Source organism: Embleya hyalina (assembly GCF_003967355.1).
GTDB classification, from domain to species: Bacteria; Actinomycetota; Actinomycetes; order Streptomycetales; family Streptomycetaceae; genus Embleya; species Embleya hyalina.
This window is the reverse complement of the sequence record NZ_BIFH01000060.1, coordinates 38505-64297: the sequence shown is the minus strand read 5'-3', so window position 1 is coordinate 64297 and position 25793 is coordinate 38505. Positions and strand designations below refer to the sequence as shown.

The 25793-nt window shown below is 69.4% G+C and carries 20 protein-coding genes and 3 pseudogenes; 15 read left to right on the top strand and 8 right to left on the bottom strand.

The window, feature by feature from the left end; all coding sequences use genetic code 11:
- Both EMA17_RS49540 and EMA17_RS49530 read left to right on the top strand, forming a co-directional pair.
- Window positions 1-223, top strand: a pseudogene (locus EMA17_RS49540) (helix-turn-helix domain-containing protein); the annotation flags it as partial.
- 352 nt (window positions 224-575) lie between these two features.
- Complete coding sequence (locus tag EMA17_RS49530; protein ID WP_126643780.1) at window positions 576-875, top strand: CHAT domain-containing protein; 300 nt, start codon at window positions 576-578, stop codon at window positions 873-875.
- Between the two features lie 10 nt (window positions 876-885).
- Here EMA17_RS49530 and EMA17_RS49525 read toward each other — a convergent pair whose 3' ends face one another.
- Entirely contained in the window at window positions 886-1125 is a 240-nt protein-coding gene (locus EMA17_RS49525) for a hypothetical protein (protein ID WP_126643779.1), read from the bottom strand.
- A gap of 37 nt (window positions 1126-1162) precedes the next feature.
- Here EMA17_RS49525 and EMA17_RS49520 point away from each other — a divergent pair, with 37 nt between their 5' ends.
- Window positions 1163-1501: a hypothetical protein gene (locus EMA17_RS49520; protein ID WP_126643778.1), complete on the top strand. Its 339-nt coding sequence runs from the start codon at window positions 1163-1165 to the stop codon at window positions 1499-1501.
- Window positions 1502-1518: 17 nt separating this feature from the next.
- On the opposite strand, the gene EMA17_RS49515 is transcribed toward EMA17_RS49520, so the two are convergent.
- Complete coding sequence (locus tag EMA17_RS49515; protein ID WP_126643777.1) at window positions 1519-1908, bottom strand: SdpI family protein; 390 nt, start codon at window positions 1906-1908, stop codon at window positions 1519-1521.
- Between the two features lie 641 nt (window positions 1909-2549).
- Here EMA17_RS49515 and EMA17_RS49505 point away from each other — a divergent pair.
- Window positions 2550-2798 carry a hypothetical protein gene (locus EMA17_RS49505; protein WP_126643776.1) on the top strand — a complete coding sequence of 83 codons (249 nt, stop codon included), beginning with the start codon at window positions 2550-2552 and terminating at the stop codon, window positions 2796-2798.
- A gap of 358 nt (window positions 2799-3156) precedes the next feature.
- On the opposite strand, the gene EMA17_RS49500 is transcribed toward EMA17_RS49505, so the two are convergent.
- Entirely contained in the window at window positions 3157-3702 is a 546-nt protein-coding gene (locus tag EMA17_RS49500; protein ID WP_126643775.1) for a GNAT family N-acetyltransferase, read from the bottom strand.
- 128 nt (window positions 3703-3830) lie between these two features.
- The gene (locus EMA17_RS49495) at window positions 3831-4679 is read right to left on the bottom strand and encodes a helix-turn-helix transcriptional regulator (RefSeq protein WP_126643774.1); all 849 of its coding nucleotides are present in this window, start codon (window positions 4677-4679) and stop codon (window positions 3831-3833) included.
- Window positions 4680-4819: 140 nt separating this feature from the next.
- On the opposite strand from EMA17_RS49495, the gene EMA17_RS49490 reads away from it, so the two are divergent.
- The 5 genes from EMA17_RS49490 to EMA17_RS49465 all read left to right on the top strand — a co-directional run bounded on the left by EMA17_RS49490 (window position 4820) and on the right by EMA17_RS49465 (window position 11113).
- The gene (locus tag EMA17_RS49490; RefSeq protein ID WP_126643773.1) at window positions 4820-5074 is read left to right on the top strand and encodes an Atu4866 domain-containing protein; all 255 of its coding nucleotides are present in this window, start codon (window positions 4820-4822) and stop codon (window positions 5072-5074) included.
- 143 nt (window positions 5075-5217) lie between these two features.
- The gene (locus tag EMA17_RS49485) at window positions 5218-5976 is read left to right on the top strand and encodes an SDR family NAD(P)-dependent oxidoreductase (protein ID WP_126643772.1); all 759 of its coding nucleotides are present in this window, start codon (window positions 5218-5220) and stop codon (window positions 5974-5976) included.
- Between the two features lie 153 nt (window positions 5977-6129).
- Window positions 6130-6933: an SDR family NAD(P)-dependent oxidoreductase gene (locus EMA17_RS49480; protein WP_126643771.1), complete on the top strand. Its 804-nt coding sequence runs from the start codon at window positions 6130-6132 to the stop codon at window positions 6931-6933.
- A gap of 262 nt (window positions 6934-7195) precedes the next feature.
- A complete protein-coding gene (locus EMA17_RS49475) occupies window positions 7196-7978 on the top strand; it encodes a DUF6461 domain-containing protein (RefSeq protein WP_126643770.1) in 783 nt (260 codons plus the stop codon).
- Window positions 7979-10300: 2322 nt separating this feature from the next.
- Window positions 10301-11113, top strand: coding sequence for a D-alanyl-D-alanine carboxypeptidase family protein (locus tag EMA17_RS49465; protein WP_160161870.1), 813 nt, complete (start codon window positions 10301-10303; stop codon window positions 11111-11113).
- A gap of 259 nt (window positions 11114-11372) precedes the next feature.
- On the opposite strand, the gene EMA17_RS49460 is transcribed toward EMA17_RS49465, so the two are convergent.
- The 4 genes and pseudogenes from EMA17_RS49460 to EMA17_RS49450 all read right to left on the bottom strand — a co-directional run.
- Window positions 11373-12944: an ABC transporter permease gene (locus EMA17_RS49460; protein ID WP_126643767.1), complete on the bottom strand. Its 1572-nt coding sequence runs from the start codon at window positions 12942-12944 to the stop codon at window positions 11373-11375.
- Window positions 12941-13420, bottom strand: a complete 480-nt coding sequence (locus EMA17_RS55700) for an ABC transporter ATP-binding protein (protein WP_307721599.1) — start codon at window positions 13418-13420, stop codon at window positions 12941-12943. The genes EMA17_RS49460 and EMA17_RS55700 overlap by 4 nt, the downstream gene beginning before the upstream one ends.
- 249 nt (window positions 13421-13669) lie before the next feature.
- Entirely contained in the window at window positions 13670-13777 is a 108-nt protein-coding gene (locus tag EMA17_RS55070; protein WP_246127414.1) for a DUF6210 family protein, read from the bottom strand.
- A gap of 245 nt (window positions 13778-14022) precedes the next feature.
- A pseudogene (locus EMA17_RS49450) lies at window positions 14023-15075 on the bottom strand (IS630 family transposase); the annotation flags it as partial.
- Window positions 15076-15368: 293 nt separating this feature from the next.
- Between EMA17_RS49450 and EMA17_RS49445 the strand changes: the two are divergent.
- The 6 genes and pseudogenes from EMA17_RS49445 (at window position 15369) to EMA17_RS49410 (ending at window position 25790) form a co-directional block, all read left to right on the top strand.
- Complete coding sequence (locus EMA17_RS49445) at window positions 15369-15776, top strand: hypothetical protein (protein ID WP_126643765.1); 408 nt, start codon at window positions 15369-15371, stop codon at window positions 15774-15776.
- A gap of 156 nt (window positions 15777-15932) precedes the next feature.
- Window positions 15933-16879, top strand: a pseudogene (locus EMA17_RS49440) (PCRF domain-containing protein); the annotation flags it as partial.
- A 1056-nt stretch (window positions 16880-17935) separates the two neighbouring features.
- Window positions 17936-19438 carry a glycoside hydrolase family 6 protein gene (locus tag EMA17_RS49430; RefSeq protein WP_160161869.1) on the top strand — a complete coding sequence of 501 codons (1503 nt, stop codon included), beginning with the start codon at window positions 17936-17938 and terminating at the stop codon, window positions 19436-19438.
- A complete protein-coding gene (locus EMA17_RS49425) occupies window positions 19428-19889 on the top strand; it encodes a Rossmann-fold NAD(P)-binding domain-containing protein (RefSeq protein ID WP_126643763.1) in 462 nt (153 codons plus the stop codon). Before EMA17_RS49430 ends, EMA17_RS49425 begins: the two co-directional genes overlap by 11 nt.
- Before the next feature lie 1892 nt (window positions 19890-21781).
- Window positions 21782-25045 carry an ALF repeat-containing protein gene (locus EMA17_RS49420; RefSeq protein WP_160161868.1) on the top strand — a complete coding sequence of 1088 codons (3264 nt, stop codon included), beginning with the start codon at window positions 21782-21784 and terminating at the stop codon, window positions 25043-25045.
- Between the two features lie 229 nt (window positions 25046-25274).
- The gene (locus EMA17_RS49410; protein ID WP_174861545.1) at window positions 25275-25790 is read left to right on the top strand and encodes a hypothetical protein; all 516 of its coding nucleotides are present in this window, start codon (window positions 25275-25277) and stop codon (window positions 25788-25790) included.
- The last annotated feature ends 3 nt before the right edge of the window (window positions 25791-25793 follow it).

Here is a 25793-nt window from a genome sequence, read left to right as displayed (position 1 = left end):
AAAGCCGGCGGACGTTGACGCGACTGTTCGTGCAGGACACAGGCATGAGCTTCGAGCAATGGCGAACCCAGGTGCGCCTGCGGGCCGCGCTGCGGCTGTTGGCCGAGGGCAGCCGGTTTCACGCGTGGCACACGCCGTGGGGTACGCCACGGCGAGCGCGTTCCTGGCGGCATTCCGCCGCACGGTCGGCACCACGCCCGGGCGCTACCTGCGCAGTCGTTGAACTGTTCCCTCCGGGTGTGCGGGGCCGGGTGTGCCGGGGCGGTGCCGGGTTTTTGGTGTTGCGTGCGGTGCCGTCCTCGACGGCGGTGGTGTACCTGCGCGGTGCGCGGTGCGCGCTTCGGGTCGAGGGCGGCTTCCACTCCGGCGATCGACTCCGTGAACGGTTCGCGTTTCCCCGACCGTGCGGGGAACGCCCCGCACTCGACCAGCGAGGCCCGTTCGGCGAGTTGCGCCCCGCGTGCACCCGCGAACAACGGTGTGGCGGTCACGTCGATGCCCGCGTACACGAACGTCGCGCGGATGCGTTCGGTGAGGTCTCTTCGACAGATCCGCGGTCACCGCACCGGCTCCGGATGGACGACGCCGAACCGGCGTTCCTGTCCGCGTGCTCCACCGCGCGTCCCAGCGGTCGGCCGGCCGACGAGGCGATCCACCTGGCCTCCGCCTTCCAACTCGCCGGCTATCGGCACGTGATCGGCACTCTGTGGCGGATCGGTGACTGGCAGCCGGTGGACGTCGCCGACCTGATCTACTCGGCGATCGCCGACGGCGCGGGCGTTGCCGAGGCTGTCCACGGCGCGACCCGCCGAATGCGCGACCGATGGCCGGATGACCCATCGGCGTGGGCGTCGCACATCCACGTCGGCACGTAGCCGGAGGATGTCAGGCCGGCCGTCCCAACAGGAACGTCGCGACACAAGCCGCATGGTCATCGTCGTCGGCGGACAGCACCAGACTCCGCGAGCCCGCCCCACCGCCGTAATGCGCCACGAACGTGGGGCGCGCGGTCGCGGTGTCCCTGGTCGCGAATACGAAGCGGCTCTCGGTGACCGTCACCAGAGCAATACCATGCGCCGCCGCGAACTCGACAGCACCACTTTGGTACGGCGAAGTGGCAACCATTACACCCTTGTGCGCGCCCGACACTGTGGATCTTCTGGTGAAGCACCTGGACGAGTTCACGCTTGATTGGATTCCGGTGCAGCTTGGCCTCGACGACCACCAGGAAGGCCATCCCCGCGGACCTGTATCGGACGGTGGCGTCGAAGTCGTACGCACCATCGGCGCCAACGATCTTCTCGTGGACGGTGACCACGAGGTCGTCCACCTCCGACCCCGCCGCGCCCAACAACTCTCCCGCGATGATCGTGGAGGTGGTTGTGGGGCGTCGTCCCGGAGCGTTCGTCCGGCCGGTGAGCGACGTATTCATGCAGCGTTCCACCCGTACAACTGCCCTGCACGAACCGAAAGCCCGCATGTCCCCGCTCTTTGGCAGTGATGTTCGAAGCGGCTGATTCAGCCGCTGGTACGAGCTGCCTGACGAGCAGCGGTGTTCGCCCTGACGGCTGCGGCGGTCAGGAGCCCGAGAACGGCGGCCATGCCCACCAACGGGACGACGAGGACCGCCGAGTTGCCCCCACCGCTCAAGGACACCGCCAGAGCCAGGGTGAAAGCGGCAGCCCCGGCCGCGTAAGCGGTCAGGTATGTCGCGGTCAGCAGCGGTCCCGCAGAGGCGTGACCGGCCTCCCACGCCACGTCGGAGGCCATCGTGGCCTTCGTCCGGATGCCCACCGCGGAGTTGCGACGGATGTTTCCCCTCGCCACCTCGTTCCGCACGAAGTGGACCGCCCCGCCCAACGCCATCAGGCCCGTCCCAAGGGCCCAGCCCGCGCTCGGATCAACCATTGGCGTCCTCTCCTCTCATGCGAGATTGCGGCACCGGGGCGTTCGCCGTGACCATCGACACCCTTTGTTCAACAGCGTAGATCATGTCCCTGCGACACCCCGGCACGCACAGGGACTACAACGACCGCTTGGGCAGCGGCACTCGCGACAGTCGAATACGTGAGTTCACCACTATCACACCCCGGCACTCGACCGACGCGCCCGACCATGCTGTGGCTCAGCGTGAATGTCACGGGAGAAGGACGCGGTGGCGGAGGAGGTTGAATCCTGCTCTTCCGTGCCTTTTCCTCATGATGCGTTTGGTCAGGGTAATGACATCTTCGGTGCGTGCGTTGTGGGGGACGGCGTAAGGGCGGCATCGACTGCCGCGCTGTCGAGTTCGAGGCCGTCGGTGAAGGCGTGCGGGTGGCGCGGTTCGGTTTCGCGGACGGCCGTGAACCATTCCATACGCCCGATTTCACTTCCAGGGACGGGGGCCGATAGTGAGGTGAACCTTCCGATCATAAAGTCGAGTTCTTCAGCTCGAGACAGGTGGCGGTGAGGTCTCGGATGAGTTCGGCCTTCGCAGACGACCAATGGTCGCCACAGGCGGAGTGGACCGAGCACTCGCCCTGGCGGCCGCCGTGACCGTGTCAACCTCCGTGCTCGCTCCCCACGCATGGGCCTCGTTCGCTTCGTCGCCGCCCGCGACCACGACGCAGTCCCTGTCCGCCGTGGTCAGCCGGCTCGCGTCGGCGAAGTCCGCGGAGTGCCGGACGAACGTGACCATCCGGTCTTGGGCCAACCGCAGGTACGTGTCCGCCGAACTCGACTACCGCGGTGGGAACTACGGGATGCTGCGCGCCCGCAACAGCGTCGTCGACGCGTGGGAAACGGTCGCGTTCGAGTGAGCGGAGGTGGGAGCGGACGTGCGCGTCGGGGTGTACACGGACCCGGCGTGCACTTCGCGCCGTCGATGAACCAACGCATGTGGACCAGCCCCGTCGTCGTCCGCAACGTCGCCCTCCTGCGCGCCGACGGCTGGTCACAGGTCACCGAGGACGGATGGAGGCTCACCCATCGTGTGCTTGCCCCGCGAACCGGGGCCCACAGCCCGCCCGTCGACGGGGGTCGGCGCGGGTGGTGTACGGTTCGCGTTCCTCGGTCGGGACGCGCTCGATGCCCGTTCCCGGGCCGGCGCCGTCGGCCCGCCCCCGGCCCAACCGGCCCAACCGGCCGATCCGCCCGGCGCCTGTGCCATCGGCGTGATCACCCCGCGCGGTCCACTCGGCTGTGGTCGACGCCGGATGTGAGCTCGCGGGTCATGCGCAGGTTCGGCAGCCTTCCCCGCCACAGCTCTCGCTCGCCCGTGATCTCGAATCCGTGGCGTCGATAGAAGCGGATCGCGTCGTCGTTGTACTCGGTGACCCACAGGCATACGGGTGCGGCTCCGGCCCAGGTGAGGAACTCGGTCATCATGCGGGCGCCGAGCCCCCGGCCCTGGACGTGGCTCAGCAGATACATCGGCCCGAGGGTGACCATCTCGCCGCGGCGCCCGCACAGAACGCCGACGATCCCGGTATCGGAACGCACGACACGGCAGAACAGCAGGTCCGGTTGCCGGTTCCGTGCCTCGACGAACTTCCGCCACCGGGCGATGCCTTCCGCCGTGGCCGACGAACCCCGATGCTCACGGATCCAGTACTCGTCGATCCCCAGCTCCGGGTTGGGGTAGGTCTGCAGCCACGCTCTCAGCAGCAACGCCCCCAACCCCGCGGCGTCGTCCGGTCGAGCGGATTCGATCACGTAGGTCATGGCAACGATCCTTGTCGATCATCCACTGCCTCGGACAGCTCGGACAGCTCGGACAGACATCAGCCGATTGGGAATCGGTGCCGGTCGGTGCCGGTATCGCCGACCCATCTCCCTGTTCCGTCGGTTGATCAGCGATGGGGCCCGGAGGCGGGCCGGCGCCGGGTGGCGTGGATGGAACCGAGCAGACTGAGGGACTGGGCACTGGGGCTGCCTGGTTCGGCGTGGTAGATGACGAGCTGTTGGCCGGGGGCGTCGCGTACGTCGAAAGCCTGGTAGGTGAGGGCGAGAGGGCCGACGTCCGGGTGGAGGAAGCGTTTGGCGTCCCGGGTCTTGCCGCGCACGGTGTGGGCGTTCCAGAGGCGGGCGAAGTCCGTGCTGTGCTCGGTGAGGGTGCGGACGAGTTCACGCAGCCGTGGGTTGTCCGGGTCGAATCCGGTTGCCTCGCGAAGGTTGGCGACGGTGGCCTGTGCCGCCCGGTCCCAGTCCATGTGGAAGTCGCGGCCCGCGGCGTCGAGGAAGGTCATGCGGGCCAGGTTGTCCGCCGGCTTGAACGGAGCGTAGAGGGCATCGGCCAGGGCGTTGACGGCGAGGAGGTCCAGGGCCCGGCTCATGACGAACGCCGGCGTGTTCGGGTAGCCGTCCATCAGCTGTCGCAGCGAAGAGCCGACTCGTTCGGCGGCATGGGCGGAGGGCCCGTCGTTCGGCGTGGCCCCGGCCAGCCGGTACAGGTGCGCGCGTGCGTCCGCGTCGAGGCGCAGCGCGCGGCCGAGTGCGTCGATTACCTGTGGTGAGGGGTTGCGCTCGCGGCCTTGTTCCAGGCGCGTGTAGTAGTCGGCGTTCACCCCGGCCAGAACGGCGACCTCTTCGCGGCGCAGTCCGGTGACTCTGCGGACCCCGTGGCTCGTCATGCCGACGTCCTCCGGCCGCAGGCCGGCGCGGCGTGTGCGCAGGAAGTCTCCCAGGTGGTTGTCGTCCATGTATGCAGGTTAGGCGGCGGCTCGGTGTGGTGCCTGGGTGTGCTGCACCCCGGCGGCACGCGTCCTGGTTGACGGCCGCCGACCTGCGCAGACTCGGTGGAGCGGGAAGGACCGCACCGTTCGACGAGAGGAGCCCCGCCATGGCCGGGCCCGTTGAGGACGACCACGTCGACGTGGTCGGGATGTGGGTGACCGCGGATGGTCACATCCGGCAGGAACTGCTGCCGGAGGGCCGCTACGAGGAAGCCCGCGGCGGCCGGGCCGGCGCGTACACCGGCCGGTACACGGTGACCGGGAGCCACCTGGACTACGTCGACGACACCGGCTTTACCGCCACGGGCGACATCCGGGATGGAGTGCTCCATCACGAGCACCTCGTGCTCTACCGGGAGTGAAACCGGTCGTAGGAAAGGCCGGGCCACGGCCGCCCTGGCGCCGGGAGGCGAATCCGCCTTCGGCGGACGAAAAGACCCGATACAGCAGCCGGTCAGCCAGTCAGCCGGTCAGCCGGCAGCAATGAGAATCGAGGACGATATCCATGACAGGACGACGACTTGAGGGGAAGGTCGCGCTGATCACGGGCGCGACCGGCGGCCTCGGCACGGCGACCGCCGAACTCTTCGCCCGCGAAGGCGCCCGCCTGGTGATCACCGATATCGCCGAAGGCCCCCTGCGAGAGCTGTCCCACCGGATCGGGGCACGCGGTGTGGACGTCGTCGCCGCCCGCCTCGATGTCTCCTCCGCGCGGGAGTGGGACGAAGTGGTCGCCGTCGTACGCGACCGGTTCACAACGCTGGACGTGCTGGTGAACCTCGCCGGCATCCTCGACTGGCCGGGTATCGAAGACACCCGGGAAGAGGAGTGGGACCGCGTCATCGACGTGAACCAGAAAGGCACCTGGCTTGGCATGAAGGCGGCGATGCCGCTCCTGCGTGCGAGCGGCAACGCGTCGGTGATCAATACGTCGTCCGTACTCGGCCTGGTAGGAAGCGGTGCGGCTGCGGCCTACCAGGCGTCCAAGGGAGCCGTGCGCCTGTTGAGCAAAACCGCCGCAGTCGAGTACGCCCGGCAGGGAGTACGCATCAACTCACTGCACCCCGGGGTGATCGCTACCCCCATGATCCAGGACCTTCTGGACGAACAGGGCGACCAGCAGCCGGATATCCAACGCACCCCCATGCGCCGTGCCGGCCGCGCCGAGGAGATTGCACCCGCGATCCTCTTCCTGGCCTGCGACGACTCCTCGTTCATCACCGGCGCGGAACTGGTGGTCGACGGCGGGCTCACCGCGCACTGAACAACCCGGCCGTACGACGTCCACGTGGGCCTGCCGTGGTGCATCGACGGCGCGACCCACCCGATCGGTACACCGCACGGCAGCACAGCACAGCACTCCAGGTGCTTCGCACCGGCGCCCGCACTCACACTCACCTTCTCCCGGGACCGCACCATGACACCTGCGACCACGTCCGCCACAACATCCGAATCCACCGAACCCACCGAATCCACCGAGTTCGCCGAGTTCGCCGGGAAGATCGCCCTCGTCACCGGAGCCGCGCGAGGGGTGGGCCGGGAGACCGTGGCGCTCCTTCACGCCCGCGGGGCTCGGGTGGTCGCCCTCGACCTCCGCCCCGACGTCACGAACCTGGCGGGAGAGTTTCCCGGCGTCGTCGCGACAATCGGTGACATCACCCAGGAGGAGACCGCCCACCGCGCGGTGGCCACGGCCCTGGATGCCTTCGGCGGACTGGACATCCTCGTGAACAATGCCGGGCGTACCCAGAACAAGCTCCTCACCGAAACCACGGCAGAGGACTGGGACACCGTGATGGCGGTCAACGCCCGTGGCTCCTTCTTCTGCGCCCGTGAGGCGTTCCGGGCCATGAAGAGCCGCGGCGGCGGTGCCATCGTCAGCACCGGCTCGTACGCCTCCACCGTCGCCCTGCCCGAAGGCGTCGCCTACAGTGCGTCGAAGGGCGCTCTGGCCCAGCTGACCAAAGTGCTCGCCGTCGAGGGCGGCCCGCTGGGCATCCGCGCCAACCTCGTGGCCGCGGGCGTCATCGAAACGGACTTCCTCGACACGATCCGCCCCGACAGTCGCGCCTACCTGGCGTCCTTCGCCGCCGCGCAGCCCCTGGGACGGGTGGCGCAGCCCGAGGAGATCGCCGAGGTCCTGTGCTTCCTCGCCTCGCCCCGCTCCAGTTTCGTCACGGGGGCCGTGGTCGCCGCCGACGGCGGATTCACCGCAATCTAGCGACGCATCGGACGGCACATATCCGCCGATCCGGCGACGGTGGCGAACTACACCAGCACGCAGGACCAGGGCGGCGTGCGCCGGAAGGACGACCCGAAGCAATGCCCCGTCGCGAACTGGACCCCGGCCGCCCCCACGAGGCCCTCATCATCGGCGTCCGGTTCGCCGTGGGTACCTGGACCACCACGGTCGACGACGGCCGGCGGGCCATTCTCGGCGGAGTCGGCTCCCTGGGGTCGGTGGTCGCTGGGAAGGTGTGCGCATGGGTTCAGCGACTGCGGCCGACTACGGCTGGATACGTTCCTCCTTCGTGTTCCCCTCGGGGATCGAAGTCGGATACAGCCTGACGCTGGTGAGGGGTGTCCCACCCGAGGAGGTGCTGCGGGTGATGGGGGCCGAGCCGCGCGGCGGGTGCCGGGGCGCCGAGGAACTCTTCGAGCGGCAGGACGAACTCGTCGCCGGATCCGACGAGTGGGACGAGTCCTTCCTCGCCGGCGTATGCGCGGTGCCGGGCGGGGACGGGGACTGGACCCTCGTCCTGCACTTCGACGGAGGCATCGGCATGCGGCCGGGATTCCTGGAGACCCTGTCGGCGGGGTCGCGTGCCGTCATGCACTCCAGTAACGGAGGAAAGCCCATCCACATGTTCGAATGGTACGAAGACGGTGAACTGCGGGCCGGTTTCGAGTGGCCCACGGTCCGCCACGGCAGCGCCCCCGACGACCTGGTGCCACTGATGCACGAGGCCGGGTTCGACTTGGGCGAGGAATCCGACGTCGACACGTACGACAGAAAAGCCGCAGTCCTCGCACTCGCTGAGCAGCTGACCGGCGTGCGACTGACCGAGGACCTGCTGGGCAACTCCACGTACCTGCTGGGACACGTTCCGGAGGAACCCGCCGACGACTGGACCGGCGTCGTGATCGACCTCACCGACGCAAACCGTCAGGGCATCCACAAGGAAGTCACCCGCGAGCAGGTCGAGCACGCCATGGAGCACCATCGAGCACACCGCGACCGGCCGCTCCGCCTGGACGAACCATGAGGGGTTGCCCTCACTGCGGTGGCCGCCGTGTTCGTCCTGGCGGGACGCTCCGCCGACGAGCGGCAAAGCCCCGACCCCGATGCTCCCGTCTACCGGTCCGACATCCGCCGAGCCGCGAACCGCCCGGCGCGAAGCCGCAGCGTCGCTGCGGGATTTCCGACCCCGGCCGGCATCGTCACGTCCTCGGCGCGGGTCCCGCAGGGCTGCGGCGGTGTGGCCGCCCCGGGCGCACGGCCGGACATCGCCGAGGAGTTCCGTCACACCAAAGGAACCGACCGGACCGCATTGCCGGTTCGAGGTGATCCCCGACGCCCGGGCCCAGGTCGACCGGGGCGACGAGGGCAGGGTCCTCGCCCACCTTCCATCGCCACCGCCGCGCGATGCTCGTGCGCGGCGCCGCGCGTGACAGCCCCCTACACCCCGGACACCCTCCTGAACCTCGATGGCGGGGTCCGTCCCGAGATGATCGCGACCGACCACGCCTCCTACTCGGACACGGCGTTCGGGTCGACCAAGGGTCGACCCGATGGTCGACACCTACCGGCGCCTGGGTGAACCGCCGACCCACCGCGTAGGAATCGCGCGACCACCTGCCCGCGCGATCTGCCACGGCGGGCGGGGCCGGATCCGGCAGGCGTATCGCGAGGGCCAAGAATGGCGGTCGACTCGGATATGGAAACACCGCATGATCGGGAACCGGGAAGATCAACATTCCGGATTTCACGGAAATCGCGGCAGAATCAGAAAAGGCCATCGCACACGTAGCGCATCCACCCGGTTTCGCGTGGCGGTTGCTGACCCGCCCCTGCCGAGGTCTTGTCCCGCAACAGTGGTGCCTTGCCTGCTCACACGAGCGGACAGGGCACCATCGCGTCGTGGCCGCCCAGGGTGCATCCCCGCGATCTGCCACATGTGAAGCCGCGCCGCGGTCCTCCGACCATCGACCTGTTCGTCGTCCCCGACGAGTCGTGGATGATCAGCCCCGGCCGAGTGGAGCGCTCCGCGGCGGAAGAAATCGGCGCAACGGCAAGAAAAGTGTCACCGCTAATTCCTTTCCCCGAGTGCGTATGCATAAGGGAAAGAAGGAAGCGATGACACTTTTTCTTTACATGAGATCTCGACGACCATGGGTGCACCGGCTTCTTTCCGAATACCACCCACCCAAAATTCCGGAAACTCCGCCGGGTTCGTTCCGGCGCCGGATAATCGCCCCGACTTTGATGTCGTCCGATTGTTTCGACAAGCCCGACGCAACTCGCCGCGCGGTTCGTCTCATGTCCCGAAAAGCGACATCGAAGTGCCGCCGGAACTTTCACCGTCTGCGCGGCACCGTATTAAGTCGGTCCTGCCGACCCAAACTCGCCCTCAGTCCTCACGGCACACTCGAGAAACAAGTTCGGAGGCGCCGTGAGGCGCCGCAGGCGGTCCGGCACAAATGGCTGTTCCGACGCGAGTCGGTGCCGGCCAAGGCGTCGTTGCGGACCGGGGAGACGAAATGGGAAATCGTGCTGGGTGCACATCCGCTCCCACGCCCGAGCAACGCCTTTCCCCGACCCGAGTGCCTCTCCGCACATTTGGGGGTACCAGGTGGCCTCGGCCCACGTGCTCGCCGCCGACGGCCGCATCCCCGCGTGCACGTCGGTCCGAAGTACCCGCACGACGGTGCCGTTGTGCCTGTACATCGACAACACGCGTGTGGTGCCGAAGGGCGACGCCGGCGCCTCGGGTGCCACGGCCCGAGATCGGTTTCCTCAATCACATCGATGCCTCCCATGGTGGGCTCGTTCGCCGATGTCCACCTCGTGCGGCGCCGGGGTATCGCCACGCGTGCGTGCCGGCGAGGCATCGACATGGACGCGCCTCCAAGTTCTTCGGGTTGACGAGTGTCCGTGCGGGGCTCTCATACGCGGTGCGTACGAACGATTACACGATTGCAACGACCGGGCCCACACGGGAAGTCACCAAGGTTGCACGACGGGGCTACGAAAGTAGCTGGTTGTACCGCCGTGCCCGTGCTATGAACCGACGTCGATCACGGGCCACTTCGCAACGCCCGAGGCGCCGTGCGACGAGCCGGTGGCGGTCGGGGTGCGGTGGTCGATGCGGATCCGGCGTTCGGCGACGGGTTGCCGGCGCCCCGGCAGCAGTTCGCGGGCGGTTGTCGACGAGAACGTCGAACGTGTCGGCCCTGTGTTTCGGGGGGAACGCAGGCCGGCCGGTGTCGGTTGCGGTGGGTTTTCCCACATCGGCTTCGAGGCGTGCGGGCGAGTGCGGACGGTGAACCGGGAAAGGCTCCCGGCTCCCCACGAGGAGGGTTCACCGGTGGAAGACGCAACGGGCAGTGATGCGCGGCTCGGCGAAGGCGACCCGCCCGACAAAGCCGAAACGGTGGGCGCGCCCGGCCCGTTCACCGCCGCGACCAAGCCGATTCCCGCCGACTGGTACCTGCGTGACCAGTCGCCCGCGCCGACTTTGAGGCCCGCGTTCGCGCCGGAGACCCCGGCCGAGCCCGCCGAACGCCGACGCGCGAACGGTCGGGGACCGCGCCGGCGCCGCCTGCGCACGCCGATCGTGTGGGGTCTGGCCGGTGTACTGGTGCTCGGCGGGGCCGGGATCGGGGCGACCCTGTTCCTGCGAGATGATGGCAAGAACGATCGGGCCGATACGGCGGTCGGCGCGGAGCCTGCCCCCACGCCCACGGCCTCCACCGCGCCTGCGGCGGGGAAGCCGCCGGCCAACGACGTGGACTCGCCCAAGAACCCCAAGGCGCTCACGCCGGCCGCCTACGCCGCGTGGAAGCGAATCGACCAGGCGATGGCGGCCGAGGGCATCAAGCTGAAGCTGAACTCCGGCAAACGCGGCTGGAGACACCAGCAGAAGCTCCTGGACGACAAGATCGCCGAGGTCGGCTCCCGTGAGGCGGCGCTGCACTGGGTGCTGCCGCCGGAGAAGTCGATGCACGTCCAGGGCGTCGCGGTGGACATCTACCCGGCCGACGCCCAGGCCTGGCTCCAGGCCAAGGGTAGCGAGTACGGCTGGTGCCGACTGTACGACAACGAGGTGTGGCACTTCGAGTACAACGCCTCGTACACCAGGGGCTGCCCCCCGCGCCTGCCCAGCGCCCTCGACTCGTAAGGGGCCCGGACCGCCGGCGACTCGTCGTACGACGAAACATGCGGTTCACCCACCCGGGAAACGTCCCGAGGTTCGCGGCCTCGACGAAGCCCGATGACCGCGTCGGCAACACCGGACCCCGTCCCGCTCGGACGCACCCGACACCGACCGACACCCCGCAACCGCCACCGTGTGGAGGGTGAAGGCGGGGTTGGGGGAGCCGACGACCACTACGTCCGGCGGTGGCGGTCGGCCGGTGGTGTCGGAGTCGTCGCGGTCATCAGGCTTGCTCGGGGTGCAACGCGAGGGTCTCCAATGCGGTGACCACGGCGTAGACGAGCAGTGACACGACGACTGCCGCGACGCCGTAGGCCCAGATGGCCGTGAAGTCGCCCATGTTGCGGCTGCGTTGCAACAGCGCGGCCAGGACGTCACCGGTGATGAGCCATTCGGCGACCAGTGCCCCACCGATCGCGCCGGGGGCGGCGATGCGCGCCGCAGCGAACAACCACGGCACGCTGTACCGGAGTTGGACGAGCGCGAGCACGTGGAGGCGGGAGCCGCCGTTGACGTGGATCAATTCCCGTGCCTGACTGGGCGCCGCGTCCAGGCCCAGTGAGGCGTTGACGAAGGTGGGCAGGAAGGTGAGCAGGGCGACCACGACGGCGACCGAGGTCTGGCCGCGGCCCAGCACCAGGGCGATGACGGGGACCATCGCGGCGATCGGGATGGCGGCGAGGACGATGAGGTACGGCGCGAGCAGCCGGTCGAGCGCGGGCGACAGCGCGACGGCGACGGCCAGGAGGATGGCTGCGGCGAAACCGGCGGCGAGACCGACGAGGGCGTGTCCGGCCGTGGTCTCGAAGGCGTCGGCCAGGTCGGACCAGTGGGTGTGTACGTCCGGGCCCTGGGTGAAAAGGCGTGCCACGTCCGCCGGGGTCTTCGCGAAGTAGGGGTCGAGACCGAGTGCCCGCACGAACAGGTGCCAGCCGCCGAGCGCGACCGCGACGGTCGCCGCGACCGTGCCCGCGGCGGCCGCGACCCGGCGCCACGAGCCGGCGACGGTGACCGGTGCCGGACCGACGGCCAGGTGCGCGCCGTCGCGGGCCCACGGGGTGGCGAGTCGCCCCAGAAGGCGTACACCGACGTAGCCGATCAGGGTGAGCGCGGCGGCGGTCGCGCCCAGTGCCCAGGTGCGCTCGACCTGCAGGGCGGACCGGGCCTGCACCATCGCCACGCCCAGGCCCGTGCTGCTTCCCATGTACTCGCCGAGCATGGTGCCCACGACCGCGGCGGGCGCGGCGACCGCAAGGCCGGCCGTGATGCCGGGTAGCGCGGAGGTGATGCGCACCCGCACCAGTTGTGCCAGGCGCCCCCCGCCCGCCACGTGTACGACGGCCAGGGCGGCGTCGTCGGCTCGGCGCAGCCCGACCACGGTGGCGACGTAGGTCGTGAAGAAGACGAACAGAGCAGTCATGACCACCAGCGGCGCACGGCCGACGAAGACGATCTGCAGGATCGGGGCGACGGCCGTCATCGGCATGCAGTAGATGGCCAACCCGAGCCGGGCCAGGACGGGTTCGAGGCCGGGGACGAGTACGGCGATCGAACCCGCGAGGATCGCCAGGCCGTTGCCGATCAGGAAGCCCACGATCGCGGCGCGCGCGGTGGCTCCCGCGTGCGGGCCGATGGAGTCCCACTCGTCCCACACTTCGGAGACCACGGCGAGCGGGGTCGACACCAGAGCGTCCGCCTCGACCACGGTCCGCGCGAGCAGCGTCCACAGGCCCAGGCACAGCAGGCCGGACACCGCCGGTACCAGGATCCGGCGCACATCCACCGATACCGTCATTCCGGGTCACCTCCATGAAAGAGCAGAGCGCTCACCTGATCGCAGAGTTCACGGAACCGGGCGGAGCGCTGGGTCCGCGCGTCACGCGGTCGAGGCGGGTCGACGTCGATCGTGGCCCTGATGCGCCCGGGACGCGCGCTCATCACGACGATGCGGTCGGCGAGCAGCACGACTTCGTCGATGCCGTGCGTGACCAACACCGTGGTCATCCCGCGTTCGGTCCAGATGCGTTGCAGTTCCGGATTCAGTCGCCGCCGCGTCATGTCGTCGAGCGCGCCGAAGGGTTCGTCCAACAGCAGGACGTCGGGATCGGAGACCAGGGCCCGGGCGATCGAGACACGCTGCTGCATGCCGCCGGACAGGTGCGCGGGTCGGGCCGCGGCGAAACCGCCGAGGCCGACCAGTTCGATCAGTCCGGCGATGTGCGCGGGGTCGGAGCGGGTCCCGGCGACCTGGAGCGGCAACAGGTCGACCACGTCCGCGACGGCCCCGGTGTCGACGAGTCGGGTGACGAGACGACCGCCGATGCCCTCGATGTCGACCTGGTCGTGCCCGATCGCGTGCGGCGGCCGGCGCCGGGGTGTCGGTCATGCGAACGATCACCCCCAACGACACCGACATACCCGTGCCGCGGATGCCGGCGGCGGGCGCCGACCCTCGCCGGGGTGGTCGCGTGCCGGGGACACGGTCCCATCGGGGCTGTTCCTCCTTCTCCGGTGGCGAGTTCAGTCGGAGTTGGACCAGACCAGGATGCCGGGGCCGAACTCCGTGGTCACCGGGATGTGTGCCTCGGTGACCTGGTTCAGGTCCACATACACGCGACGGTTCGCCATCACCGGATCCTGCACGGTCGCCCTACGCCGCCTCCCCTTTTTCGATCCCGACGGCGGATCGTTCCGACGAGCCAGGCGTTTGCGGCGTGGCCGCTCGAAGGCCCTTGCCGCCACCCCCGCGCACCCGTCTCGACGTGGAGCAGCAGGCCCGCGTGCACGCGGGCCCGTGGTTGGTGTGTGTCGTCGACTAACGAACAGTGGGCTCGGAGCCAGTGACCTGAGTCAGAGATTCGGTGGCAGGAGGCGGCGACTTTGTCGAGGATGTCGTCGGCGGTCTTCGTCCAGGCGAAGGGCCGGGGCTGTTCGTTCCAGGCAGTGAGCCAGGACCGGATGTTTCGTTCGAGGGATTGGACGGAGCGGTGGACTCCGCGCTTGAGCTTCTTGCGGGTGAGCTCGGCGAACCACCGCTCCACCAAGTTCAGCCAGGACGCGCTGGTGGGTGTGAAGTGCAGGTGGAACCGCGGGTGTGCCGGCAGCGACTTCTTGATGTCCGGTGTCTTGTGGGTCGCATGGTTGTCGAGGATCAGATGGACCTGTAGACCGGCGGGGACCTCCTTGTCGAGCTTGGTCGGGAACTTCCTGAACTCGGCGGCGCGGTGGCGGCGGTGGAGTGAGCCGATGACCTTGCCGGTCGCGACCTCCAGAGCGGCGAAGAGCGTGGTGGTACCGGCGCGGATGTAGTCGTGGCTGCGGCGTTCGGGAACGCCCGGCATCATCGGCAGGACCGGCTGGGACCGGTCCAGGGCCTGGATCTGCGACTTCTCGTCAACGCAGAGGAGCAGGGCCTTCTCCGGCGGGTCGAGGTAGAGGCCGACGACGTCGCGGACCTTGTCGATGAACAGCGGATCCGTGGACAACTTGAACGTCTGGGATCGGTGTGGCGCGAGCGCGAAGGCCCGCCGGATCCCGGAGACCGTCGACTGTGACATCCCGGTCGCCGCGGCCATCGACCTGGTCGACCAGTGTGTCGCGTTCTTCGGCGTCTCCTCCAGAGTCTTGACGATCACCGGTTCGACATCCGCGTCGGTGATCTTCCGTGGGACACCCGGCCTCGGCTCGTTCCCCAACCGGTCCAGGCCGTGTTCCGGAAACCGCCGCCGCGTGCGGACCGTGTCCGGAGCAATGCCCAACCGGCGTGACACCTCCATGACCGAGTGCCCCTCGGCGCACTCCAGCACGATCCGCGACCGCTGAGCCAACGCTTGGGCCGTCGTGCGATGACGCAACCAGCCCTCCAGCACGGCCCGCTGGGCATCGGTCACCGACAACGGCGGAATCTTCGGACCCGGACGACTCATACCGAGGTCACCTGCCGTTGCTGTCGGACCGGACGCCGGCGGGGTGGGCGGTGGCGTGATCACCGGCAGGTGATCGACGCGAACGCGTTCTCCCGACCGCACCCGCTCTGACCCCGAGATATCTACACGTGGTGAGTCGGCTGTCAGGAAATACACACTCGACGCCGACGCTATCCCGATGGCGCGGCTCGCCGGCAACCCGCCGGATAGTCCTGCTGTTCGTAGGCTGCGAATATCGCTACGACGGCTCGCTGTTGTCGGGGCCGTTCCCGAGTACGCGGAGGACGGACACGATGAAGCACGCGCGCAAACTGACGGTCGGTCTCGGTGCCGTGGCGATGTCGGTGGGCATGGTCGCCACTGCCAGTGTCGCGAACGCCGGCACGAATGCCACGGACTACGGCTACAACTCCTACACCGGTGCCAAGGCCGCGAAGGTCTATTTCCAGCACAACGGTGACGTGTTCTACATCCACGACCTGGCCGCCGACGGCTGGGGGGTGGCCGTCCAGTATCGAGTCAACAATTCCAACACCATCACGATGGTTCACTGGGGCGGTGCCAATACCATGGTCGCCATCGGCCGCAGCGAGATCCCCGAGGGCGCGACCGTCCAGTTCCGGGCATGCCGGTGGCTTTCCGACCGTTCGGATTGCGGCCCCATGGCTTGGAGTGAAAGCGCAGTCAAGGCCAAGGCCTGACACCGACCCCCAATGGGCAACAGGGCCTTCCGGTCGTCGAGTGGGAGTTTCACCATCCTACCGAATCCGGAAGGCCCTCACTCCTTCATCGGTAAATCGCCGCAGGATCGTTCGAAGAGGGCATCGCACCTGGTTACTTGCCCCTGAAGAAGTCCGGCGCAGAAGATCACGTGCAAGCTTTCCCGCCTCCGGGCCGAGGTCCGCAAGGCGGAGGCCCCGCGCGGCCGGATCGACGACCTGGCGATCCTGTTCGAGCCGGCCGAGGAGATGGACGACCCGGACATCCGGGTCGAGGCCGAGACGGAGCTCACGGCCGTCCGCGAGGCCCTCGACGAGATGGAAGTCCGCACTCTCCTCTCCGGCGAGTACGACGAGCGCGAGGCGCTGGTCGACATCCGCGCGGAGGCCGGAGGCACCGACGCCTTCGACTTCGCGGAGCGGCTGCTCCAGCGCATGTATCTGCGCCGGGCGGAGCGCCATGGCCAATCGACCGAGGTATACGAGACCTCGTACGCGGAAACGGTCGGCGTCCGGTCGACCACCTTCGTCGTGAAGGCGCCTTACGCGTACGGCTCGCTTTCCACGGAGCAAGGCAGGCAGCGCACCGGCTGGTGCACAGGTCGCCGTTCGACAGCCAGGGCCGCTACTCGATCTCCTTGGCGAGTGTCGAGGTGCTACCGGTCGCCGAGAAAACTGATCACGTCGAATTCGACGCGTCCGAACTGCGCGTCGATGTCTCCCGTTCCTCGGGCGCCCGTTGTTTCGGTATCCCTCCCGACTCGGCGGTCCGGATCACACACATTCCGACCGGCATTGTCGTAATTTGTCAGAACGAACGCACCCAAGGGCGGAACAAGGCCGGTGCCATGGAAGTCCTCCGGGCAAAGCTGCTTCGGCACGGTCATCAAGCGGGATGGGCCAACGCACACGTTCTTGATGACGACAGTGACGGTTTCCGGAGCGGCGACGACTCCAACCGTTCTTACGTCCTATTTCCTGGCGAAGCAGTCAAAGACGTCCGCACCGGCCGCGAAGCCGGCGAACTCAGGGCTGCGCTGGACGGCGACATCGACGGCTTTCCAGAGGCAGGGATTCGTTGGCGCGCTGCAGGCCGCCGCTCCCTTACGCAGAGCGACAGCGGCAATCGGGCGCTGACATGTCTTGAGCGTGTTCCAGAGGCTCATGGCAGACACCTGTCACCCGGAGACGTCAAGCCTCGGGAGGCACGCACGACCACCATCGCCCTCGACGCCCTCGACGCCCCCGATCACCCGGCGGGCCCGTCCGCCGCGATGACCGCGTGGGCACGCTTGGTTCGGGCCGTACGTTTCCTGACCGCGACCGCGACCGCGACCGCGACCGCGACCGCAGCGCGTGGCGTGGCCACCGGCGTGGGCACCGCCGCCGGCACGCGGCTCGTGTGGTGGATCACCCACCACTGAACCCCGCGCCATCCCCGCAACGCCCGGGGCGCCGTCGACATACCCCGAACTCCGGGCGTGCTGCCGCCCGCGAGGCGAACCCCGGCGGCCTCCCGGCCGGCGCGGCCGGACCGGCGACACGGACGCGCCGAATCACCACTGGGGTACCGACCAACGACACCAGCGGCGAAGCCGGGCGGATCAGCACGATCGCCGGTACCACCTCGACACAGCCGCCTACCGACAGGTCCCCGAACAGGCTCGGCGTCAGCGGCGCCCCGAACGGCCACCGTCCACAACCACGCCAAGCGACGACCAAGGGCGGCATGGTCCCAGCACCACGCCATAAACCCGTTGGGTACGCAACGCGCAGGCCGCTCCGGAACGAGCAGCCCATCAGGGCATGTTCGTCGCGGATCGGTCCGCGCCAGTCGGCTTCGGTGAGGAACTCGGCCCACCCGTACCCGCCCGGCGGGAGTGCCGAACCGGGGTTCGTCGGACAGACGCTCCGGTCGATCGGCGGCGAACCGCATACACCACCCGGGCCCCATCAACCGGAACGCGAGGCGCCCGCCCGTCGATTCCCGCTTCCCGACCCCGCACCGGTTCCTCGATTCGCGTTCGGTGGATAGCGATGCCGTGGGCGAGGTCCTAGCTTTTCGGCAAGCCAACCGTTCGCTCGGGCTCACGGAGGACACAATGCATGCTCGGCGCACGATGCCGGCGACAATCTTGGCGATGACTTGTGTCGTGGGCCTGGCGGGCGTCGGGCAGGCCACGCCCGCGGCCGGCAAGGAGGATCTCGTCACCAACGGGGCCTTCGAGCCGGAACCCGACTATTGGTGGACCACCGGTGCGACCACGGCCGAGACCGTGGAGGGGCGGGCGCGAATCACGGTGCCCGACCGCACCAGCGCGCCCTGGGATTCGATGCTCGGGCAAGGTGGTCTGCATCTGACGAATCTCGCCGTGTACACGCTTTCCTTCGACGCCTCGGCGACCGTGACCGCCAAGGTTCGGATCACCGTCCAGTCGCATCTCCCGCCCTACAGGACCGTCTTGGACCGAACCGTCACGTTCGCCGAGAACACCGCCGGGCATACGCTGCGCTTCCTGGCCATGCCCGGCATCGACGCGACCCAGGTCACCTTCCAATTCGGGGGGCGCGCCAAGGGGTTCCAGGCGACCGTGGACAACGTGTCGCTGCGGCCGACCGGTTCGCCGATCCCCGGAGTGCCCGCGAAACCCTCGGCCTCTTCCCGCCCCGGTGCGAAGCCGGCCGACACCCCCGTTGCCCGACCGTCCTCCGCTTCCCCGCCGGCCGGCGCGACGACGTCCTCGCCCGCCATCAAGGTCCCTCCGGCGAGTCCGGGCGAGAAGTTCTACACCGACCCGATGAACAACGCGGCGGCGTGGGTACGGGAGCACGGCTCCGACCCGCGTGCGGCGAAGATTCGTACCGCGATCGCCTCGCAGGCCGGAGGACGCTGGTTCGGCGCCTGGAGCGGGGACATCGGCACGGCGGTGCGTACGTACGTCGACGCTGCCGCCGCCACGCGGAGCACGCCGATCCTGGTGCCTTACAACATCCCGGACCGGGACTGCGGCGGCGCGTCCGCCGGCGGCGCCGCCGGTTCGGACGCCTACCGCCGTTGGATCTCCGACTTCGCCGGCGCGGTCGGCGACCGCTCGGCGATCGTGGTGATCGAACCCGACGCCGTCGCCAACGTCGACTGCATGTCGACTCAGGGACGCGATGCTCGCTTCGCCCTGTTGCGCTACGCCACCGAGCAGTTCAAGGCCAAGGCACCCAACGCCAAGGTCTACCTCGACGGCGGCAACGCGGGTTGGATCGAACCCACCGCCATGGCCTCGCGGCTGGCCAGGGCCGGAGTGGCCAATGTGCGCGGATTCGCGGTCAACGTCTCGAACCACAAGACCACGGCGGACTCGGCCGGTTACGCCGAGAAGGTCCGCGCCGCGCTGCCGAACGGCGGGGCACGAACCGCCAATTACCTGATCGACACCAGTCGCAACGGCAACGGCCGTGCCAACGGTGTGTGGTGCAACCCGGCCGGCAGCAAGCTCGGCAAACCGTCCCGGGCGGGGACCGGCGGGGCCGAGTACGAACTGTGGATCAAGGTGCCGGGTGACTCCGATGGCCCGTGCGGTATCGCCCCAGGTGTCGCGGCCGGCACCTTCGACCCGAACCTCGCCACCCGTTTGATCGATGGCAGCTGACCGCCAGGGCGCCGCCCGCGCCGCGCCGGGTCGGGTCGGGTCGGCAGGAGTCGCAGCGGGGCGCGCCCACGTCGCAGTCGACGCCTCCGCCGGTGCCCGCGTCGAGCAACCCGGCCGCACGTTTCGAGGCGTCGACCGGCGATCGGCGGCGGCGCGAGGTCGGCGACGACTTCCACGGCGATCCCATGTCCGCCACTTCGTCGCCCTCGGCGACCTGCTTGACGAACAGGGCTGGACGCTCGGCGACGACGCCCGCTACGTCCAGCTCGGCGTGACCTCCGAAGCCGACCGGCAGAAGGGCCTCAAGACCGCCGTGTCCCGGTTCGGCGGTCTCAACGAACCGGCGCACAGTGTGCGGCCGATCGGCATGACGACCGAGGCTGGTGGCGGATCCATCGTCGGCATCGCCTCCACGGCCGGCTTTCGGGGCGCCCCGGCGCTGTCCGCCTGATCGACCGCTGCGCCGGCGAGCTCGACCTGCGCGACATCAGCGTCCACGCCCGCTCCAGGGCGTAGTCGTCGGCTCGGCGCTCGTCCACGGCATTCGTCGAACGCCGCAGTAGACACGGCCTCGTGCCGTTCGTACATGCCATCGGCGAACCCGCGAACGAAGCCCTGTGGCAGATTCGGGACCTCGGACGCGACTTCCCCGACACCACCATGACGGGCATCGACGCGGCGTTTCCTCCATCGTGCAGTACCAACAACCGCTCTCTGTCGGCGAGTCGACTGCCGATCGCGCCTTCGACACGTCGCAGGCCTACACCTTCGACCCATCCTGAACCCGGCGAACTGGCTCGTCATCCCATGAAGTTCGCCGCCGGCGCCACCGCCGAGAACCGAGGTGCGACTCTCAGTCCCCGTGCGCCCATCCGTGCGTCTCGCTCACCTCTGCCGCACAGAGGGTGGGATCGGCCGGAACGCTTGCCGATGCCACAAGCCACGCTCCGGGAGTCGGTGCGCTGCGCGGGGGCGCGTTTCGGCGAGAGCCGGGTAGGCGCCGTTCGGGCCAATGGGGCCACCCTGCCGGGCCGTTCGCGTGTCGGTCCGGCGGGAGACTTCGGGAAGGAGGCCGTTGATCATGGGTTTGGATGGAGCGATATTCGCCGCTCAGGGTGGCTTGTTGACGGGTGGTCGTCCGGACGGGCCGAATTGGTTCCCGTACGCGTTCGTGGCGGTATAGGTGCTTATCGCGTTTTTCTGATCCCGCACTACCTCAGGAAGCGCAAGCGCTGATCCGGGGGAGGTGAGCGGTCGCCGATCGGGCGCGTGTGGTGCGTAGTTCGAGATCCCCATGATGAAGTCGCCACCGTCTGGCGTCAGTTGGCGACGGGAAGTGTCGGGTCGGTGACCCGGACGGCGGCTGGGATCGGCGCGGAGTCGGTGCAGAAGGACTCCATGTCACTGCCCGGTGCGGTTCGAAGTCGCCCAATGGGCCGGTCGCGGGTGGACGGGGGCAACTCCATGCACCGACACCGTGGCAACGCCCGCGCTGCGCGGAAGGCCATCGGACGGCATGGGGCGGGGCGCGACCTCGGGAGACGGCCGGAAAGGCGATCACTCCTCCACGGGCCCGGCTACGGGATGCGGGCGAATTCGTCGATGCCCGGATTGGGTTGCGTCCCGTCGGGGAGCGGCAGACCCGCGCAGGTCAGGTGCGGCACCAGCCGATCCGGGTCGGAGGCCCAGCGGTCTCGGGGCCGGTCGAATCAATGATCCAGGCCCGGAAGTCGCGGGACGGCTGTGCGCCCAGTGCCAAGACATGGTCGCTGTGTGCCAATGCGGGCTTCCTCGTCGACGGCAAGAATCGACACGCGTCACGCAGGAGCACACGCGCACGCCGCATTGCCACGGGGGGCACGGATGAGCCATCTGATCAGGGCGCAGGTGAGACGGTACGCCCGGCACGGCCGGGGCGCTCCTGTGCGGATCCTCGCCGAGGGGGCCGCGGCGGTGGGCAAGTGCGGACAGGAACAGGTGCCGCGGCGCATGGAAAGGGCACACATGCGGCGCCGGTGGCGCCGACCGTGGTTGGGGCACCAAGGCGGCGCCGGAAGCAGGCAGGACTCACCGCCGCGTGTGGCCCTTGCTTGCGTTTGCTCGAGTAGCCCGCACACGACGGTCCGGCTCCGGCCGGGGGCAGTTGTCGACGTTGCCCCGTCTCGGGCCGGACGGTTCTCGTTCTGTGCGACGTGCGCCGACGTTCGAGATTTTGCTCCAGGGAAAGTCGTGCTCCCTTGTGGAGGCGGCTTTCCCGGCTGTTTCTTCTTCGTTCCCAGGCCGGCAGAGAGGTATTTCATGGAGCCTACGACGTTCTGGAGCCGGCGCCGAGTGATAGCCGCCGTGGCGACTGGCATGGCGGCGGCGGCGCTGCCGATGACGGGTCTCTCCCGGGCCCGGGCCGCCGAGGGCGGCGATGTGGAGACAGGGGACGGTCTCGGTCTGCCCGACACCGAGCGGGCCAAGGTGGTCGAGGCGTGGATGACGGGGGGCAGGGCGACGAAAGCGGCGGCCGGTCACGCGCTGGCCGGCAGCGATACCGAGGTCGCGCTGTTCCTGTCCGAGACGCTGCCGAAGGTGGGGGCGGAGGACGACCGGGTCGCGATCATGGCGTTCCTGGCCGGGGCCGGAAAGGGCATGCAGCGCGACGCGGTCGCGGCCTTGAACGCCGGTGACACGGCGATCGCGGCGTTCGTCGCGAACGGCTTCAGGGCGTCCGTGCTGGAGGACTACCGGGTGGCCGCCGCCACGGTCATGAACGAGGGCGGTCAGGCCCTGACCCGGTCCGCGCAGGCGGCGTTGAACGACGGCACACCCGCCACACTGCACACGTTCCTGACCGAGGGCCAGTTCTCGGCCCGCGCCGAGGACATGCGCGTCGAGGTCACCAAGTACATGGCCACGGCCGGACCCGAGGCGCGCAAGTACGCCTCGCGCGCGCTCGGCGGCAGTGATGACGATGTCGAGTGGTTCCTGGAGGTGGGCCGGAACATCGCCCACGCCCGGGACCAGGAGGCGTCCAGGATCGAGGAGTTGGTCGCGGTCGTGGCCCGGGCGGGACGCACCGCCCAGTCCCAGACGGACATGGCCGTCACCGCTTCCGAGCAGGCGATCACCGCGGCCGGCAAGGCCAAGGAGGCCGCCGAGAAGGCCGCGGAGGAGGCCAGGGCGGCCCAGCAGGACGTGCGCAAGTCGGCGGCCGCGGCCCGGCGCGCGATCTCGTCGGCACAGGGCGCGGCGGACGCGGCGCGGACCGCGGTGCGCGCGTCCCAGGTGGCGACGGAGGCGTCGCGGCTGGCGTCACGGGCGGCCACGGCCGCCCAGCATGCCGCGTCGGCGGCGGCTTCCGCGGCGTCGCGGGCGTACAAGGCGGCGATCGACGCTTCGAAGGACGCCAACACGGCGGAGACGGCGAAGAACGCGGCGGTCGCCGCGCGCAACGCCGCGGCCAGGGCCCGCGAGATGGTGGCGGGGCTGGACAAGGTCCTTCGAGAGGTCGGACGGGCCAAGGCCGCAGGCAAGCAGGCTGCCGCTGCCGCCGCCGGGGCCGCCGGTGCGGCGGATGCCTCGGCTGCTGCCGCCGCCGAGGCCGGCGCCGCTTCGGGCGAGGCTCGCCGTGCGGCCGAACAGGCGCGCCGTCAGGCGGACATCGCCTCCTCCGCGGCACGCCAGGCCGGCGCGGCCGCATCGAGGGCCGACGCGCTGTCGGAGGCCGCCGCCGGTGCGGCGCAGTCCGCGCGTAGCGCCGCCAACTCGGCCGCCGTGCACGCCGACAAGGCCGCGGACGCGGCCGAGGAGGCGGTGAAGTACGCCGGCCAGGCCCGGGACTTCGCCAACAAGTCCACCGCACACGCGGCCGAGGCGATCAAGGCGGCCGACACCGCCACCAAGGCCGTCGCGGACGCCGTCGAGGTGGAGGCCAAGGCCCGTGAGGCCGAGGCGGCCCAATTGGAGATGGAGCGCCAGGAGGGCATCGCCGAGGCCCGGGAACTCGCCCGCGTCGAGAAGGAGACGCTGACGGCCCACGCGGGCAGGCTCAACCAGGTCCAACAGATCAACCAGGAGATCCTGGACCTCCTCGGCCAAGCCGAGCAGGCGTTGAAGGAGGGTGACCTGGCGCCGGCCGCCGTCGCGGGTCGCAAGGCGGCCGTGGGGCTGTTGCAGGCGAGCGGAACCTGGACTCGGGAGGCCGCGCAGTTCGCCCTGGCGGGTACGGACGATGCCATCCTCGGCTGGATCGATCTCGACCGGGCCCTGGCACAGGCCCAGGACGACCGTGAGACCGCCCTCTACCTGGCGCAGGTCGGCAGCCCCGCCGTCGCCGAGGCGGCCGCGCGGGCGTTGACCGACGACACCTCGACGGCCGTGGGGGACTTCAACACCTCGGGACGTGTCAAGGCGTCGCAGGAGGACAATCGACGCGCCATCTTGAAGATCATCAATGACGACCCCGGGCCCGCCGTGCGCAAGGGCGCGGAGGACGCGCTGAACAAGAACACCCCGGAGGCGCTGCAACACTTCCTCGACGTCGAGTTCCCCGAGTTGCTCATGGAGGACGATCGGGTCAAGATCGCCGCCCTGCTCAACGGCGCCGGGGTGTACATGCGGGTGTTGGGCGAGATCGCCATGGAGGGCCCGTCCTGGATGCGCCGGCAGTTCCTGGAGAAGGTCCGCTACCTCGCCGCGCAACTGGACCTCGACACCGACGCCCATGTCGCGGCCGTGAAGGGGGCGATCGCGGCAGCCGCCCGCATCGCTCACGAGGCACAGCAGGACGCCGCCCTGGCCTCCAAGGTGGCCGCCGAGGCACGCAAGGCCGCGGCCGAGGCCGCGAGGTGGGCCGCCGCCGCTCAGGCATCCGCCCGCAACGCCGCCGACTCCGCCGCCGAGGCCCGCAACAACGCCGACATCGCGGACAAGGCTGCCGCAGAGGCCAAGGCCTCGGCCGAGAAGGCCAGATCCGCCGCCACGATCGCCCGTGCCGCGGCGCGCACCGCGAACTACGCCGCGAACCGTGCTCTGCAAGCCGCCGAGAATGCCGACAACTCCGCGCGCCGGGCCCGCGCCTCGGCCGAGCGGGCCCGCCAGGATCAGCTCCGCGCGGGCAAGAGTGCCGCTGAGGCGGAGGCCGCCGCCCGGGACGCCCACCGTATCGGGCTGCAGGCCCGGGAGGACGAACAACGCAGGCGGGCGCTGGAAGCGCAGCGCAAGGCCCAGCAGGACCGGGACAACAACGTCAATCCCTCCGACACGCCTGACAACGACCGGGTCAGGCAGCAGGACCACTGGTGGGAGGACATGGACACCTGGATCAAGGTGGCCGGCTGGGTGGAGACGGGGGCGGGGGTCGTCGCCGCCGGAGCCTGCGTGGTCGCCGTCGTGGCACCACCCACCGCACCCGTCTCCGGGACCGTGGCGGCGGTCGCCTCCAATATCGCGATGGGGGCCAGCGGCGTGAGGGCCGGGCTCACCGGGTTGGAATACGGCTTCCGCAGCTCGGCATTCGGCAGGGCACTCGGCGGCTTCGCCCTGACGACCGTCACACGCGGGGGATACAGGCCCTTCAAGTTCGCCAAGAAGCAGTTGGACTACGTCCTGGCGGCCTGAACAGCCCGAAGCCCGAAGCCCGAAGCCCGAAGCCCGAAGCCCGAGGCCTGAGGCCCGAGGCCCGAGGCCTGAGGCCCGAAGCCTGGATGGTTGCGTTCCCACGGGAGCGCAACCGCCTCTTTCCCCGCCTCCCGCACGCGAATCCCGCATGCCACCAGGGGCCGGCGGGCTCGGCACTCCCCGCTCCCGGCGGTTGGTGTTCACTCTCTCTACACCCAAGGACCTCTCCATGAGATTTCTACGGCGGATCGTCGCCACCGGTGCGCTCGCGGCTGCCGGTGCCGCCGCGCTCTTCGCCCTCGCCACCCCCACCGCCGCCCCGGCCGCGTCCGCGCCGTCCACCGGGGCGGTCGCCGACGACCAACCCGGCTACGCCGTGGAGAACTTCGCCTACCCGGGCGCGGACAAGATCAAGACGGAGAAAGGCATCCTCCTCAAGCGCGGTGACGGGCACATCCTGCTGACCGGCTGCGCCGCCGGGACCGGGCAGCTGGAGGTGTGGGCCCGTGGCAAGGGCCAGTTCTGCTTCCGCGTCATCGGTGATTCCGGCCTGCTGACCCTCGAGGTCCCCTCGGTGTACGCGGTCAAGGGCGCCGCCGCGCAGTCCGCCGACGTCACCCTCACCGCCGCGGACAGCACCCGCCAGGACATCGAGGTCGGCAAGGACACCTGGACCCCGGTGGGCGAATCCGCCGATCCACAAAGCCGTGAGTTCGCCCTGCTCGAGATCCGCACGAGCAAGTGAGGA